Genomic DNA, 15,184 nt, shown 5'->3' on the forward strand with positions numbered 1-15,184 from the left:
TCAAACCAGCCTTCGATTAGCACTACAAATTCAAAATTCGCAACACTTTAGCTTCCGGATGGTTGAAAGGTTAATTTGAGTATTTTTTTTGTATTGCCAGTAACCTTAACGCTGTTATCCAGACATATTCCGACGATCCATACCGGTTTATTATTCATAGCAATTATAGGTATGAGGCTGCGTTTTCCCTGGGGTATTTTTTTATCGATAAATAGTTTTTTCACTTTCTTACTGCCCCGAGTTCCCAATGGAGAAATGGTATCTCCGCTATTTCTCTTTCTTAAGAGAAGTGGTTCTTTAACGCTTTCGAAATCCAGTATCTCTTCATATCTTGTTTTCGTTAATATAAATTTTTCGAGCGACACATCCTTACTCTCCGGAAGCTCTGCGGTTAAACTGCCAAGACCCACAATTTGGGTTGTCCCGGGTATTTTCAAGGGAATCTCCGGTAATTCTGTAAATGTTTCCCGGGAAAACCCCTTTTCTAAAAAAAGCCTTCCCCGCTCATACCGTAAGGTAATTTTACCCGGTAATTGGAATTTCCTGGCATTCCCTTTTTGCGCCAGACCTTCGAGTATCATGGAATAATGTCCATAATGTATGGCTTTCAGAGGGATATGCATTACGTGCAACAATTTCTGCAGCAGCAGGAATTGCAGAATTTTTGGTTGTTTCAGGAGAAACCCGGCGTTAAGAACATATGCATTGTCTGGTTCTTTCACAATGGCGTTTTCAAATACTGATTCGCATGCTGCAAGGAGGTATTCATTGTTTATCGTAAGTATCTGCGATAATCGGGACAGGGCGTTTTTTATATTAGGATTGTATTTATGTTCCAATAAAGGAATGAGTTCATGACGTATCCTGTTCCTCGTGTATTCCTTTTCATAATTAGATGCGTCGACCCGGTATTTCGTCTTATCTTTATTGAGATATTCGAGAATCTCTTTTTTCCATGCAAATAACAGAGGCCGAATGATCAACTGCGGCGTACCCGGAGATAACAGACGTTTAATGGGTATTCCTCCAAGACCGGGAGCGCCGGTTCCCCTGATTATTCTGTGGAGAATGGTTTCTGCATTGTCATCGGCATTGTGTCCGGTTGCTACATGAGAAACATTGTAGTTTTGCGATGCCTCGGAATAAAATGTATATCTCTCTTTGCGTGCCATTTCTTCCAGCGAAAGTTTGGTTTCTGAAGCGATCTTTCCGATATTTACCCTTTTTGAAATAAATGGCAGTGAGAGTTTGTTTGCTAAATCCTGGACGAATTGTTCATCTTCTTCTGAAAAATCACCACGAAGCTGATGATTAAGGTGCGCCACATATAATCGCAAACGCAGGTTTTTTGCAGCATTAAGAAAATGAAGGGTTTTCAGTAGAGCGACAGAATCAGGCCCGCCGGAAACACCGACAATGACTGAATCATCTGGTTGAATAAGCTGGTATTTACAGATAATTTTGAATATGTTTTCGACAAATGGATACAGTTTCATAATTAATGGGAAGAAGACACTATTCTACTGTTTTTGGTTAAAATAGGATATAAGCATCATTTGATGAGAACTATATCCCTTCCTCCCTAATAAATCAAGCAGAGAAATGGATTGACTTTGCAGGTGAGGTGCGTAAAATATTCATACATAGTGAAATTGTTGATTTTAGTAATTTTCTAATTAAACAAATGTATTACATCCATCTCCGTGTATTGACGTTTTTTTGCTTCTTCATTACAGGTTTAGAAAAAGATATGCGTATGAACAGGACATTAAAATATTTTTTTCCTGCTGTACTTTCCCTTTGCATTATAGTATACCATTGCATAAAAAATGATTGCTACGGGAACCATGAAAAGAAAACAGAGCAAATAACGGTATCCGGAACAGACATAGAGGTAGAGTTGGCGATTACCCCTGAAGAACACATGGCAGGGCTAATGTATCGTAATACCTTAGAAGATAATAAAGGCATGCTCTTTGTCTTTCCGGATGAAAAGAGGCTTTCATTCTGGATGAAGAATACCTATGTGCCTCTTTCTGTTGCATTTATAGATGAGAATGGACGGATTACCCAGATAGAAACAATGAAACCCAGGAGCCTCGATCTTCATGACTCACGCGAAAAGGTTCGCTACGCCCTGGAAATGAAATCTAATTGGTTTGAAATACATAATGTGCGGGAAGGAGATGTAGTGAAAATGCCACCGCGCATTATCGCAAATGGAGAATCTCGTAATGGTAAGAATTGGTAACACTTTAGTTCTTTGAAAAATTCCAATAATCCCGAAGGGATGAAATGATTATAGAAATTATACAAAAAACCCATAATTAACCCCGAAGGGGTGATATAATTTTATCTTTCATGAAACACCGAACATTCTATAATCATATTACCCCTTCGGGGTTATTCTTTTTTCCCGGAATTTTTCAAAAAGCTAAAGTGTTACAAGAATTGAAATTTTAAGCAACAATGTAGTTTTTGAAAAATCTCCATTTTAACTATTTTTACAGAAAATATATGCATATGACACAGCAAAGTATTATTAACGAAAAAGATGGCTCTGAAATGGTGTATGTGTCTGCCGGTAATTTTGTTATGGGAGAGGACAGGAAGGTTGTGTATGTCGATGCATTTTATATTGATAAGTTTCCCATAACGAATTCCCAATATAAGAAGTTTATTGATGAAGCTGGCGCGAAACACCCTTCTTTCTGGAATAATGAACGATTTAACAAACCACTGCAACCAGTGGTAGGGGTAAGCTGGAGTGATGCGGTTGCATATGCGAAATGGGCGGGAAAACGACTCCCTAAAGAAAAAGAGTGGGGCAAGGCTGCCCGGGGGATTGACGGAAGGGAATACCCGTGGGGAAACATGCAGCCTGACCATACGCTGGCCGTATTTAATCTCGACCCTAATACTGGCGCCCCGGCGGCGGTAGGAGCCAGAAAGGAAGGCGCAAGTCCTTATGGGTGCTATGATATGTCGGGGAATGTTTGGGAATGGTGCGAGGATTGGTATGAAGAAGGAAAATACCGTGTAGTGAGAGGAGGCTCATGGTTGAATCATCATTATATTCTCAGGAGCGCTTATCGTAGTTGCAGTTATCCCGAAGGACGGGATAACAACGTAGGTTTTCGTTGCGTAAAAGACGCTGAATAAAATACCAAGTATATATTGGGATGAGATATTTAACTTTTTTTGATACCAAGCGCACTTAATGACATCCGGATATCATAGTTGCCTTTAAATTCGTACTCTTCATCAAAGACCTTTTTAAAGTTATAAATATTTTTAAAATCATCTTTCGAATCCGTTTCTGTTTTCCCCATCAAACCGCTTTCAACAAGATTGAAGACGATATTCCCAAAATCAATATCCTCCTTTATACCCCATTGTTCAAATACAGTTAAGGCCATAAAACCAAATTGCTTCAAAGCATAACGTTTAATCCCCTCCAAAAGTTCTTTTCCCGTCACATGACGGCCTGAATCAGCGGCCTTATATTGAGTTTTGCCTAGCATGTTTGTGGTAAATTCCAGTGCCTCGAATACAAATTGATAAGCCATCGGGGAATAGCGCGGGTCTTTTTTTTCTATTTCCTTTATTTTGTTCCAGGGGTTTTTCATTTTCGTTTCTCTAAGAAAAAGCTTACCGTATTTCCGGGGAAAAGTATTAATTATTGGTAATTTTTCAGCATTGTAAAACTAAGCGATTGCTTAGTTAAGAGCGAAGTGACACTTCGCTCTGCATTTCAGCCACAGAGCCGCAAAGTTTTTTAGAAAACATCACCTCTGTAGCTACATAGTTACAATTATTGTAACAATTTAATGTATGTTTCCTGCTCCGGCAATTAGCAGGTCTTTTAGATTTTTTATTAAGAGGTCAATTTCTTCCTGCGTTCCTATCGTAATGCGCAGGCAATCATCAAGCCGTCTTATGTTAAAGTATCTTACCAAAATCTTCCGTTTTTTTAATTCATTATATAAATTCTGTGCAGAAACCCCCTTCATACATCTGGCTAAAACAAAATTGGCATGAGATGGATAAATGAAAAAACCCATTCCCTGCAATGCCTTTGTAAGGTACTCTCTTGTTTTTATGATTTTCTCGACATGCTCCATCATGGTCTTTTGATCTTCCATAGCTGCCACTGCGGCTACTATGCCTAACCGGTCAACATTATATGAATCTTTTACCTTCATCATCCCTTGTATAAGAGATTCTTGCGCTACGCAAAAACCAAACCGAATGCCTGCAAGTGAATACGATTTTGAGAGTGTACGCAAAAGGAGTACATTATCATGCCTTTCTACCAATGGCAAGCAGTTCTCGTCGGAGAAATCCGCATATGCTTCATCAATAACAAGCACTCCATCAATTTCAGACGCCAGTCTTGATATTTCCCGGGGAGAAATCATTGTGCCCGAAGGCGAATTGGGATTTGCGATAAAAGAAACTTTTGCCCCTTTTACGATGAAATCTTCAGGGAGGATATAATCTTCCGTAAAATCAATCATACATGCAGCGCCGTTTTGTAATTCAGAAAGGGTTTTATAGAGCATATAGGAAGGGTAGGGAAAAACTATTTTATCACCAGGCCCTGCAAAACTGCGAACTATTATAGAAAGAAGATCGTCCGACCCATTCCCGGCCATGACACGTTCCGGTTTTGTTTTAAGTACTTCCGCAATTTTTAATCGTGCCGCCATTGCGACCGGGTCAGGATACAAACGAAGCGTTTCGTTTAATGAATTACGTATTGCTTCCAAAACATGCTGTGACGGCGGATAGGGATTTTCATTTGTATTTAGCTTTGTGTAAACACCATCCCTTGGTTGTTCACCCGGTATATAACCGGTCATTTTTTCAATATGTTCTTTAAAATAACTCAAGAGAATGCTCCAATGAATAAAACAGTAGTGATAGTGAGCCAAGAACTACGTTACTTTCAACGCACGGACGGCTTTTTCCTGCCTGAATCCAATCTGATTTTAACCGATTTTGCATGCGCATCAAGTCCCTCAGATGCTGAAATTTCAGACACATCCTGCTGTACGCTCCTCAGCGCTGATTGTGAATAGGTGATAACACTTGTCCTCTTAATGAAATCATTTACCGATAAACCGGATGAAAAACGCGCAGTGCCTCCGGTAGGGAGCACATGGGATGGTCCGGCGATATAATCTCCCAGAGCCACAGGGGTGTAATCTCCCACAAATACCGCGCCGGCGTGTTTAATGCCTGATAACACGGCTTTTGGATTCTGCGTCATAATCTGCAAATGCTCTGGAGCAATGGCATTGGAGAGCGCTATGCATTCGTTCATATTTTTTGTGATAAAAATTACTCCATATTTGCTGAGGCATTCATTTGTGCCGGCGGAACGGCTGAGTGTTTTTATCTGCAGGGTTATTTCTGCTAAAACTTGCTTTGCCAACAATTTTGAAGAAGTGACTAAAAGAGAAATACCCGGAGTATGTTCCGCCTGAGAAAGCAAATCAGAAGCGATATATGATGGGTTTGCATGGTTATCGGCAATAATTAACACCTCGCTCGGGCCGGCAAGCATGTCTATTCCCGCATATCCGAAAATTTCTTTTTTGGCAAGCGTCACAAACACATTTCCAGGGCCTACGATTTTGTCCACACTTGGAATGGTTTTCGTTCCAAAAGCGAGCGCAGCAATTGCCTGAACACCGCCGATTTTGTATATCTCACTAACGCCTGCCTCTTTTGCCGCCACCAATCTCTCCGGAGGAATGTTTCCGTCTTCCTTTGGGGGAGAGACCATGACTATTTTCTCCACTCCGGCAACCTGGGCGGGAATAGCGTTCATCAATACGGTAGAGGGGTACGAAGCCGCCCCCCCGGGGACATATATCCCTGCGCTGTCTATTGGGGTATAGATTGTGTCAAGAATCACCCCTTTAGACCTTAGCGGTTTTACGTTTTGAATGCGAATATGGTTCTGATATGTTTGAATATTTTTTATTGCAAGGCGTATTGCCTTTATAAATTTACCGGTTACATATTTATAAGCGTCTTCAATTTCCTCTTCTTTTACCCTGAATTGTTCCGGCGAAAGAGGTGCCTTGTCAAAACGTTTGCCATATGCGGCAATGGCCTTGTCGCCATTTTTTTTTACATCCTGAATGATTTTGAGTACGGTTGTTCTGATGTCTGAAGAACTGTTTAAAGGGTCTAAGCCTTGTTTGATTTTTTCAATCTCCAGGCTTGCATCGCATTCCCATGTTTTAAGTATCCGCATCATTCATCATCCAAAAAATTAACGAGGCCGTTGGCCTCGTGTTATAAAGACGTAGAAAGAAATTATTGAAAAAAATTATATTTACTATGGTAAATGTTGTCAAGGAAAATGAAAAGACGTTCATCAACAACAAGGACTGGTAGTTCATGGATATTGTCTGATGCCGGATTATTGTCATCTTGAAGTGAGAAGTCCGGCCATTACTACACGAAACAAATAAGCTTGCAAATCAGAAATAGGGTTTCTATAATGCAAACATGCCACTGGTAAAATGATCAATCCCGGCAAAATTGTACAAACATCTCAACAAGTTAAATCGGGCATTTTCAGCTATTTTCCTCTCCCACGTTTAAATAATTCCGCTTGTATAAAGGCTAATAGCATATAAACAAGTACCATGGATAATGTATACCACTTAGACCTGAATAGCAAAAACATACAAGGGGCGAAGATCGCTTTATTGCCAGGCGACCCCTTTCGATCCCAAATTATTGCAGAGAGCATTTCGAAGACATACGGAACCGGCAACGAGAGACTCGCCTGGAAACGCGAGTATTGCTCATATCTTACTGAGGTGAGTGGACAAAAAATCCTCATTACCTCAACGGGAATCGGGGGTCCCTCCGCATCAATCGCCGTAGACGAGTTGGCACAATTGGGGATACAAACTTTTATCAGAGTGGGGACATCAGGTGCAATACAGGAATATATCGATATTGGAGACGTTATTATCACTACCGGAGCGGTTAGGCTTGATGGCGCATCGACGCATTATGCCCCCATTGAATACCCCGCAGTTGCCAACCATGAAATTATTTATTCCCTGATAGAAGGCGCAAAATATTCCCGGATAAAATATCATGTCGGTATCACCGCATCATCGGATACTTTTTATCAGGGCGAAGAAAGAAGCGATTCGTTTAGAAAATATACCTTAAGAAAATTTCAGGGAATAACAAAGGAATTGCAGTCCCTTAATGTACTCAATTACGAAATGGAGGCGTCCACGGTATTAACCCTGACCGCATCCATGGGGTTGAAAGGGGGATGTATTACCGGGGTGGTAAATAAAAGAGGCATGGAGAAGATAACGGAACAATGTCTTAAAACAGGGGAAACTCATTTAATTAAGGCGGCAATCGCATCCCTGAAATATCTGACAGATCTCTCCGGTTAATTGCAGACAGAGACGCATTGTCCTGCGTTGGTACTATTTTCCGAAACATCTTATTATAAACATTTAGAAAAAAGAGAAGATTGCTATTTATGCAAAACAAAAAAGATTTCAGATCAGGATATGTTGCGGTAATAGGGGAGCCAAATGTAGGCAAATCCACCCTCATTAACAATTATATGGGGTGTAAATTATCCATCGTTACTCATAAACCCCAAACGACAAGAAAAAAAATTATGGGTATATTAACGAAGGAAGATTACCAGATTATCTTTTTTGATACGCCGGGCATTATAGAACCAACATACGAACTACAAAAATACATGGTGAAAACCGCTTACAGTGTTATTAAAGAAGCGGATATACTCCTTATGATGGTGGAACCTTTTAAACAACCTGCAAAAATACACAGAGATGTAGTGAAGAAACTCGCCACCTTTAACAAGCCGATACTGCTGGTAATCAATAAAGTGGATATGGTAGAAAAGGATAAACTCCTTCCCATTATCGCTTCATATAATACGTTAATGAAGTTTTCCGAAATTATTCCCATTTCCGCAAAGGAAGGAACTAATCTTGAACGCCTGCTTTCTCTTATTGTGCAGTATTTGCCAGAAGGCGAGCCGCTGTATCCGGAGGATTCTATTACCGATTACAATGAGAGATTCCTTGCCGCCGAAATTATCAGGGAAAAGGTCTTTGAGTTTTATGGAGAAGAAATTCCTTATTCTTCAACGGTGGAAATTGAAGAATTCAAGGAGAGGGAAAAAGGCAGGGACTATATCAAGGCGATTATTTATGTTGAACGGAAATCGCAGAAGGGAATTATTATCGGCGAAGAGGGCAAGGCAATCAAGCACGTGGGCGTCATTGCACGAAAAGATATCGAGGATCAACTGGGAAGGGAAGTATTTCTTGAACTGCACGTTAAGGTCATGGAGAAATGGCGAAAAGATACACATAAGTTAAAAAGGTTGGGTTATCAATAACAATGTTGGATATTGAATCGTTTTCCACAGAAAATTTTTCGACGGCTTACCGTAATATAGTTGCCATGTGCAGCGCTGCCGCACGTCATGAAAACATCTCTTTCATACTGGAAGGCACAGAAAAATTAATAAAGGAAGAACTTGTCCGGTGTATCTGGTTCGGACAGCACATTGAAAAGAAAAATTTGCGCACGGACGATGGCCTCCGCCTGGAAATCCTTTCTCCGGGATGGTGGAACAATGAAGAAGGGCCTGATTTCAAGCACGCGGAGTTTTTTCTGGAGGGAAAGGGGTTAATAAGAGGCAGTGTCGAAATCCATGTATTTGCCTCCGACTGGATACATCACAAACATGAAAACCAAAAAACCTACGATGCCGTATGCCTGCACGTGGTTATGTGGAATGATCTGAAGGGGAGATGCGTCAAAAACTTCTCCGGAAAAGTAATCCCACAAATAACATTATCACTCTATCTGGAGGCAGAACTTGATGAGATAATCGAAACCATTGATGTTGGCTCTTACATCGGCAACAAACAGGTTATCCCGGGATATTGCAATCTGGAGATGCGAAAACAAAAAATAACACAACAATGGATCGGGGGTTTTCTTGATTACGCAGGAGATGAACGCATCCTTCAAAAGGCAAAAAAATATGAAAAATGGATTGAAAACAAACCTTTCGAACGGGTTCTTTATGAAGCAATAATGGAATCGCTGGGATACAAAAACAATAAAAAACCTTTTCTGATGCTGGCCTCACTCGTTACCGCAGAAACGATTCAATCTTTTGTGCCGGAATATACTCCTGCTCAGGAGAAAAAAATCATAGCCCAGTCCCTGTTGCTGGGTATGGCAGGATTATTACCCCTGAATGAGGAGGAGACAAAAAGATTTGATGATGAAACCATACAGTATTTTGACCGTATTTTCTCAACATGGCAGGGCATAAAACCAAAGATACATCAGACGCCCCTGACCAGGGAAAGCTGGTCGTATACAGGGATCAGGCCTGCAAATTTTCCCGACAGGAGAATTGTTGCCATTGCCAACATCCTATCAGAACACCTTGACAATGGCCTCTTCCGGTATATATTGCGTATCTTCCAAAAAAGAGATGATACGAAAAAAAACACGCGGGGATTTAAATCATTCGTCAATGAATTCCTCTCTCCCTTTCTGGAAACCCATGACGCATATTGGTCGTATCGTTACACCCCCGGTGGCAAGAAGCTGAACAAACCGCAAAAACTCCTTGGAAAAGAAAGGACATCAAACATTTTTGTTAATGTGATCATCCCGGTCATGCTCGTATACGCAAGAAAGCATAACGACAAGGCATTAGAAGAAAGATTGCACTACATTTACAGAAACTACACACCTCATCCTTCCACCAGCGTTACAAAATTTATGGGTACTCGTATATTTGGAACATCAATGGTTTCAAATAAAGTGATACATTCCGCAAGAAGACAGCAAGGGCTTTATCAGCTATTTAAGGACTTTTGTGAAAACGATACGATCAGTTGTAACAAATGCGCCTTATATGCAGCCATGAACAAAGAATAACGTATTAAAAAACAGAGTACCAAAATGAAAAATCTAAAGTTCTACATTACAGGGATACTTGGCTGTTTTTTAGTCAGGATATTGCTGTTTACCCTGCGAATAGAACACGAACCAGGGGGAAGTCTGGAAAAGGTAAAAAAGTCATTAAATATTTATGCTATATGGCACTGTACGCTGCTTTGCCTTGCCTATATTGGCCGCAATGCAAATATACAAGTACTTGTCAGCCAGCATTCTGATGGTGAATACATTGCAGGGGTAATTAAACGGCTTGGTTTCGGCGTTATCAGAGGCTCTACCACCCGTGGAGGCGCCAGGGCGGTAAAGGCGTTAGTGGATAAAACAAAGGCAGGGTATTCAATTGCAATTACACCTGACGGGCCCAGAGGGCCGCGATGCGTGGTGCAATCAGGGTGTATATACCTTGGCAAAAAAACAGGCGTACCCATTCTCCCTGTTACAGTCGGAATGTCAAATTACTGGAAACTTCCAAGTTGGGACGAATTTCGCATACCAAAGCCGTTTTCCCGTGTGTTAATACTCTATGGCAAACCCTTGTTTATCCCCCCACAACTTAACGATGAAGAAATGGAAGCATACCGTCTATTGCTGGAAAGAACCATGTGCGAAATGATGAAAAAAGCAGATTTACTGGCACAACAAAAATAACCCGTGTTTAGCACCTTCTCAATAGTTTCTTTGTATTTTTTGTAACTATTCAGCGTAAACATTACACGACTCCCGGCGGGTTCCGGTTTGCAAGCCTGAACTCTCGAAGGTAATGGGTAATTGGGGCCACTTCCCATATTTTCAAATCAAATCAAGTTGGAAAATATGGGAAGTGGCCCTACATTTACTTTTTATTTAGCTCATCGTAAAGGGCTATTTGTTCTTCCACGCTAAGCTGTCTTGGTTTTTTCTTGTTGCACAAGCACATGGAACAGCGTTCATCGCTGCAAAACTGACAACTAAAGCAGTCGTCGCACGGATATTTTTTGTCTTTACAATTTCCCATTATCGTATAACCATGCCTGCCAAGAAAATCTTACGGGCACAAATATTTAATTTTTTTAACACTTTAGTCTTTTGAAAAATCTGACCACGCATTAACTCCCATGCTTCAGCATGGAAAATAGCTCGATCTCGTTCCCCAAGCCGGAGCTTGGGAATGAGCATTTTTAATTTAAAATTCAAAATTCCTAATCTAACATTTCAAAGAAATACCTTTTAAACTACTATCCTTCACCTAGCAAGCTGCTCAGGAAAATTCTCCCTAGCACTGCTGAAATATTCTTCAGTTCACCGGGGGGCAGCGCATAAAAACCTTTCCGCATCCCTTCTTTATCACACCGCAATGATACGTCAAAAATATCATTTATTCCGCCATCTCGGATAATCTCAAATCTCTCCCCTTTTTTATCTTCTCCCTGATACGGCACTATTTTCCCCATGACATAATTCTGCAGACTCTCTTTAAAATCTTTATGTGACGTCGCCATTAAACGATCCGTTGTCGCTCTGCCAAATTTTCTAAAATACATTACTTTGTCTTCAACACTAAGCGCATGGTCCATTGACGCCGGCAAATCCATCGCAAGATACCTGTTCACCCTTCCTGACAACGGGAGCAAAAAATCTCCATTTCCGCTGCCGCCTTTTGCACCGTTACACCCCTGAAAAACAATCGATGTCCCCTGTTTCCACTTCCCCGTTGTTTGATCAAAGGAATAGCCCATTGCGCCAGCATCCTGTTCAGGCATTTCATGGCGAAGGCCTTCCCTTCCACCGCCGGATTCACCATAAAAGGCAACCGGTTCCAAATAGGGAAAGAAATGACTCTTTCCCCTGTAATTCATAGTAAATGCATCCTGCAGAAACATTGACTCTTGTGTTTCGTTTATCTCAGACCTCTTTGCCTCCCACTCCCAACAACCGCTGTAATCCCCCGGCATACGCTGGCTAACCATCGCAAACACCATGTCGGATTGTTTTTTGCGCAGCGCACAATGATTAATGAATTCTCTTTCCCGGCGGGCAATGGCGTCTGACGGCCTTGTTTTTAAATAGAGACCATACCATTTCTGCGATTCCTCAAATTCATGCATCTGCCTGTTCAGTTTCCCCATCCATATCATAGCGCGGGTATCTCTGGAATTTGATTCCCACATTGCCAAAAATTGTTTCTTTGCCATTTCATACTCTTCGTGCAAAGCCAGGAACCTTGCATACTGATACTGAATGCCGGTATTTTCAGGATATAATTCCACGGCATCGTTCAGCCAGTTTTTTGCAAACTGATAGTGTTTCCCCTCCCGCCCTTTGTCAAAATCTCCCGCCTTATCCATGATTAACTGAAAGAGGGAGAGAGAGATCTGATTATTTAAGAGATATTCCGTTACTATATTATTTGCAAGAAAGTAGTCGCCGTAATGAATATTTGCCATTGCTATCGCTGTTATGACACGCGTGTTTTTTGTCAAATCCTCCGGCAATTCCATGATTATCCTGTAAAACGCCTCTCTTTCAATGCCACATTTCACCACATTTTCCAAATAACGGGGCATTTCCTGGCGAGGCAGATTCGATAATTGTATTTCATCACATACTTCCTTCGCCTTCTTTTTATTGTTCATTGCCATGAAACATTCCATCATGCCCAGTTTATATGATGCATCTTCACGCATACAATAGAGTTGTTCATAAACCTCCAGCGCCTCCTGAAAATTCCCTGCTCTATATTCAGCCATTGCCAACTGCTCCGTTATGTCTGCATTATTATGCCCGGACAGTTCATCCGCAATTTTCCAGGCATGAAGCATGCGGAGGGCAGTCACCTTTGATGCATCAAAGAATAATTCATCCTCAAAAAATTGCTGCGGCATCGTATCAAACCAAGAAGAAGATTCTGCCAGTGATGCTCCAAGCGCCTGAATGGATTGGTAATGTTCTTCCATTTGTCCGCTTGAAGCGAACAACGATATTGAAAAAACCGCCGAACCATAATCGGCATTCTCCAGCGCTGCTAGCAATTCAACACCTTTGTATGCATAGAGCAAAACGGAAAGCATTGCGGCTGTATATTTTTCTTTCTGCGTTTCTAAAAGCACCCCAATCTCTCTTTCCGCTTCCCTATGCAAGCCCACTTTGATTTGCGAAAGTATCCGCAATGCCGACACCCTTGATTTAGGAAAAGATTCATCCGCGCCCCATTTTTGCAATAATGAAGCGGATTTTTTGATAAGTGCCTCGTAATCTTCCAGGCCATAATAACATTCCAGTTCAATAAGCTGCGCCTTGTAATCATTGCCGGTATTTTGTTCAAAAGCTTGTAACATTGACAATGCTGTTTCATAATTTTTTACAATAGAGAAAAGCCCTGCCTTTGCAATATTCAGTGCGCTACTGGTCTCCGGCGTGTTTTCAAATTGACGCAAAATTTCCATACCGTTCTCCGGCATATCCATGGAAGCGTATTGAAGAGACAACTCCCCGGCGATAAGGCTATTCGCACCGTCCATTTCCAATGCCTGCTTCAGAACCTGAACAGCCGCTTCCCGTTTCTTATTGGCAGTTAATGTGTTCACTATGGCGAAAAGAGTCTTCCTCCATCGTTCCGAAGCAACCTCCATACCTCTCCATAAACATAGCGCTTTCTCTGTCTCCTCCAAAGACAAATACATCTCCACCAGGAAATCCCGCCTGTCATCGGACATTTCTATTTTGTCTATTCCTTCTTTTATCGCCTTTGACAGCAGCGACCATTCCTGCGCTGATGAAAGTGCTTTAAAATACCCAAACCAGATATCGCCATTTTCCGGCCATCTACTGATCAAATCCTGATAGAGGACAATAGCGCTCCCATAATTCCCCAGCCAAAACTCAAGGTCGGCGCGAAGTTGCAACATCTTCAATGTGTCGCTTTCCTTTGGCATATGGGCAAGTATCATCCTCGCCTCCCTAAATTGCCGGGTTTGCACGAGCATATTCAATTTCAAACATAAGACCTCCCTGTTGGAAGGATCAAAAAATAACATCGTGTCGCACAATTCAAGGGCTTCATCAAATTGTCCTGTTCTAAAAAAAGCGTCTGCAAGTTTTTCTAACGCATAATTCTTTTCCTTTAGCTCATTTAATAAGGGAACAGCCTTTGTGGAGTCATTTTGCATCACGAAACAACATGCCTTGCCCAGTTTTGCCTCTAACACCGTTTCAGAGTAAGAAAGAACCCTGTGAAAAAGTTCCAAGGCCTGCGCATAATCACCAGACCGATAATAGTCCCATGCCCGCACGATATCCTCATTTTCCCTGCCATTTCCGCCTTCGGCAGAAATCCCCATCCCTTCCATTGAATGAGGCGGATCGTCCATTCCGTCAAACGCACCATAATCGTCCTGCCCATAATGAGTTTTCCGTACAATCGATAACAGGTTCGACAGTCTTTCCTTCGTTACCGCGATATGAGGTGAATTTTCCAGAGCTTCCTGCGGCTCCGCACGATGATTGTTGATAATAGTCGCCTGGGGATATCCGTTTTTCCGCAGCATATCAATATCTCCATGCAAATCCGACCGTTTCCCTGCCCCGCCTGCAAGAAGAAGGTAATAGTGACCATCTTCCTTTATCCGCATGCGAAGACCGGTGGCATGGGAAATGTGTTTCGCGCGTTTTTCCGCTTCTTCCCGATTGGTGATATAGGCAACCCGGATGGTATAGAAAGCGGCGTAATCATCCGCTCTTTCCCGCTTATTCTTTACTACTGGTGGCCTGGCGTTTGTTTGGTCCGGCAATATTTCCATAATAACAGGAATCGCTCTGTATGGGTCATTCACCACGGACGCCTGTGGATATCCATTCGCCCTGATAATGCTTTCAGACTCCGACAGATCAGAACGTCTCTCCGCTTTCCCCGCAAGGATGACATAATAATTTTGAGCGGTTCTTTTTATACAAACTGGAAGAAATATGTGTTGCGACAACTTCTTCACGCGCTTCTTTGCTTCTTCCAGATCAGTGACATAAGCAACTTGAATGGTGTACAAACGGGACGCCGGCGTTTGCGCTGATGTATCGGGGTTATTGAAAGAAGCGTATCCATCCTGCAACCCCAAAGAATATGCAATGGTTCTCTGTACCGCAAAAAAGATACAGCATAAAACCAGAAAACAGATATTTACTTTCATTT

At 41.7% G+C, this 15,184-nt stretch carries 11 protein-coding genes; 6 read left to right on the top strand and 5 right to left on the bottom strand.

Going from position 1 to position 15,184, the window contains the following annotated elements:
* Positions 1 to 47 precede the first annotated feature (47 nt).
* On the bottom strand, positions 48 to 1,496 hold the full coding sequence (tilS, locus tag KSMBR1_RS03630) for a tRNA lysidine(34) synthetase TilS (protein ID WP_099324108.1): 1,449 nt from the start codon (positions 1,494 to 1,496) through the stop codon (positions 48 to 50).
* A gap of 260 nt (positions 1,497 to 1,756) precedes the next feature.
* Here tilS and KSMBR1_RS03635 point away from each other — a divergent pair, with 260 nt between their 5' ends.
* Positions 1,757 to 2,251 (top strand): DUF192 domain-containing protein, encoded by a 495-nt coding sequence (locus KSMBR1_RS03635; RefSeq protein ID WP_197705320.1) that lies wholly within the window; start codon positions 1,757 to 1,759, stop codon positions 2,249 to 2,251.
* Positions 2,252 to 2,523: 272 nt separating this feature from the next.
* Positions 2,524 to 3,162 carry a formylglycine-generating enzyme family protein gene (locus KSMBR1_RS03640; protein ID WP_157820364.1) on the top strand — a complete coding sequence of 213 codons (639 nt, stop codon included), beginning with the start codon at positions 2,524 to 2,526 and terminating at the stop codon, positions 3,160 to 3,162.
* A 29-nt stretch (positions 3,163 to 3,191) separates the two neighbouring features.
* Here the strand turns inward: KSMBR1_RS03640 and KSMBR1_RS03645 are convergent, their stop codons facing one another.
* The 3 genes from KSMBR1_RS03645 to hisD all read right to left on the bottom strand — a co-directional run bounded on the left by KSMBR1_RS03645 (position 3,192) and on the right by hisD (position 6,271).
* Positions 3,192 to 3,629, bottom strand: a complete 438-nt coding sequence (locus KSMBR1_RS03645; protein ID WP_099324110.1) for a Minf_1886 family protein — start codon at positions 3,627 to 3,629, stop codon at positions 3,192 to 3,194.
* Positions 3,630 to 3,827: 198 nt separating this feature from the next.
* Positions 3,828 to 4,895 (bottom strand): histidinol-phosphate transaminase, encoded by a 1,068-nt coding sequence (gene hisC / locus KSMBR1_RS03650; protein WP_099324111.1) that lies wholly within the window; start codon positions 4,893 to 4,895, stop codon positions 3,828 to 3,830.
* Positions 4,896 to 4,951: 56 nt separating this feature from the next.
* Positions 4,952 to 6,271, bottom strand: coding sequence for a histidinol dehydrogenase (hisD, locus tag KSMBR1_RS03655; RefSeq protein ID WP_099324112.1), 1,320 nt, complete (start codon positions 6,269 to 6,271; stop codon positions 4,952 to 4,954).
* A gap of 397 nt (positions 6,272 to 6,668) precedes the next feature.
* Between hisD and udp the strand changes: the two genes are divergently transcribed.
* The 4 genes from udp (at position 6,669) to KSMBR1_RS03675 (ending at position 10,671) form a co-directional block, all read left to right on the top strand.
* Positions 6,669 to 7,448 carry a uridine phosphorylase gene (gene udp, locus KSMBR1_RS03660; protein WP_099324113.1) on the top strand — a complete coding sequence of 260 codons (780 nt, stop codon included), beginning with the start codon at positions 6,669 to 6,671 and terminating at the stop codon, positions 7,446 to 7,448.
* A gap of 89 nt (positions 7,449 to 7,537) precedes the next feature.
* Complete coding sequence (era, locus tag KSMBR1_RS03665; protein WP_099324114.1) at positions 7,538 to 8,434, top strand: GTPase Era; 897 nt, start codon at positions 7,538 to 7,540, stop codon at positions 8,432 to 8,434.
* A 2-nt stretch (positions 8,435 to 8,436) separates the two neighbouring features.
* Complete coding sequence (locus tag KSMBR1_RS03670) at positions 8,437 to 10,002, top strand: DUF2851 family protein (protein WP_099324115.1); 1,566 nt, start codon at positions 8,437 to 8,439, stop codon at positions 10,000 to 10,002.
* 24 nt (positions 10,003 to 10,026) lie between these two features.
* A complete protein-coding gene (locus KSMBR1_RS03675; protein ID WP_099324116.1) occupies positions 10,027 to 10,671 on the top strand; it encodes a lysophospholipid acyltransferase family protein in 645 nt (214 codons plus the stop codon).
* Between the two features lie 566 nt (positions 10,672 to 11,237).
* Here the strand turns inward: KSMBR1_RS03675 and KSMBR1_RS03680 are convergent.
* Positions 11,238 to 15,182, bottom strand: coding sequence for a tetratricopeptide repeat protein (locus KSMBR1_RS03680; RefSeq protein WP_099324117.1), 3,945 nt, complete (start codon positions 15,180 to 15,182; stop codon positions 11,238 to 11,240).
* Positions 15,183 to 15,184 lie beyond the last annotated feature (2 nt).

The organism is Candidatus Kuenenia stuttgartiensis (assembly GCF_900232105.1).
Classification (GTDB): Bacteria; Planctomycetota; Brocadiia; order Brocadiales; family Brocadiaceae; genus Kuenenia; species Kuenenia stuttgartiensis_A.

What these genes read in the sequence shown, in the direction of transcription:
- tilS (WP_099324108.1), bottom strand. Translation starts at nt 1,496, where the DNA reads ATGAAACTGTATCCATTTGTCGAAAACATATTCAAAATTATCTGTAAA.
- KSMBR1_RS03635 (WP_197705320.1), top strand. Translation starts at nt 1,757, where the DNA reads ATGAACAGGACATTAAAATATTTTTTTCCTGCTGTACTTTCCCTTTGC.
- KSMBR1_RS03640 (WP_157820364.1), top strand. Translation starts at nt 2,524, where the DNA reads ATGACACAGCAAAGTATTATTAACGAAAAAGATGGCTCTGAAATGGTG.
- KSMBR1_RS03645 (WP_099324110.1), bottom strand. Translation starts at nt 3,629, where the DNA reads ATGAAAAACCCCTGGAACAAAATAAAGGAAATAGAAAAAAAAGACCCG.
- hisD (WP_099324112.1), bottom strand. Translation starts at nt 6,271, where the DNA reads ATGCGGATACTTAAAACATGGGAATGCGATGCAAGCCTGGAGATTGAA.
- udp (WP_099324113.1), top strand. Translation starts at nt 6,669, where the DNA reads ATGGATAATGTATACCACTTAGACCTGAATAGCAAAAACATACAAGGG.
- era (WP_099324114.1), top strand. Translation starts at nt 7,538, where the DNA reads ATGCAAAACAAAAAAGATTTCAGATCAGGATATGTTGCGGTAATAGGG.
- KSMBR1_RS03670 (WP_099324115.1), top strand. Translation starts at nt 8,437, where the DNA reads ATGTTGGATATTGAATCGTTTTCCACAGAAAATTTTTCGACGGCTTAC.
- KSMBR1_RS03675 (WP_099324116.1), top strand. Translation starts at nt 10,027, where the DNA reads ATGAAAAATCTAAAGTTCTACATTACAGGGATACTTGGCTGTTTTTTA.
- KSMBR1_RS03680 (WP_099324117.1), bottom strand. Translation starts at nt 15,182, where the DNA reads ATGAAAGTAAATATCTGTTTTCTGGTTTTATGCTGTATCTTTTTTGCG.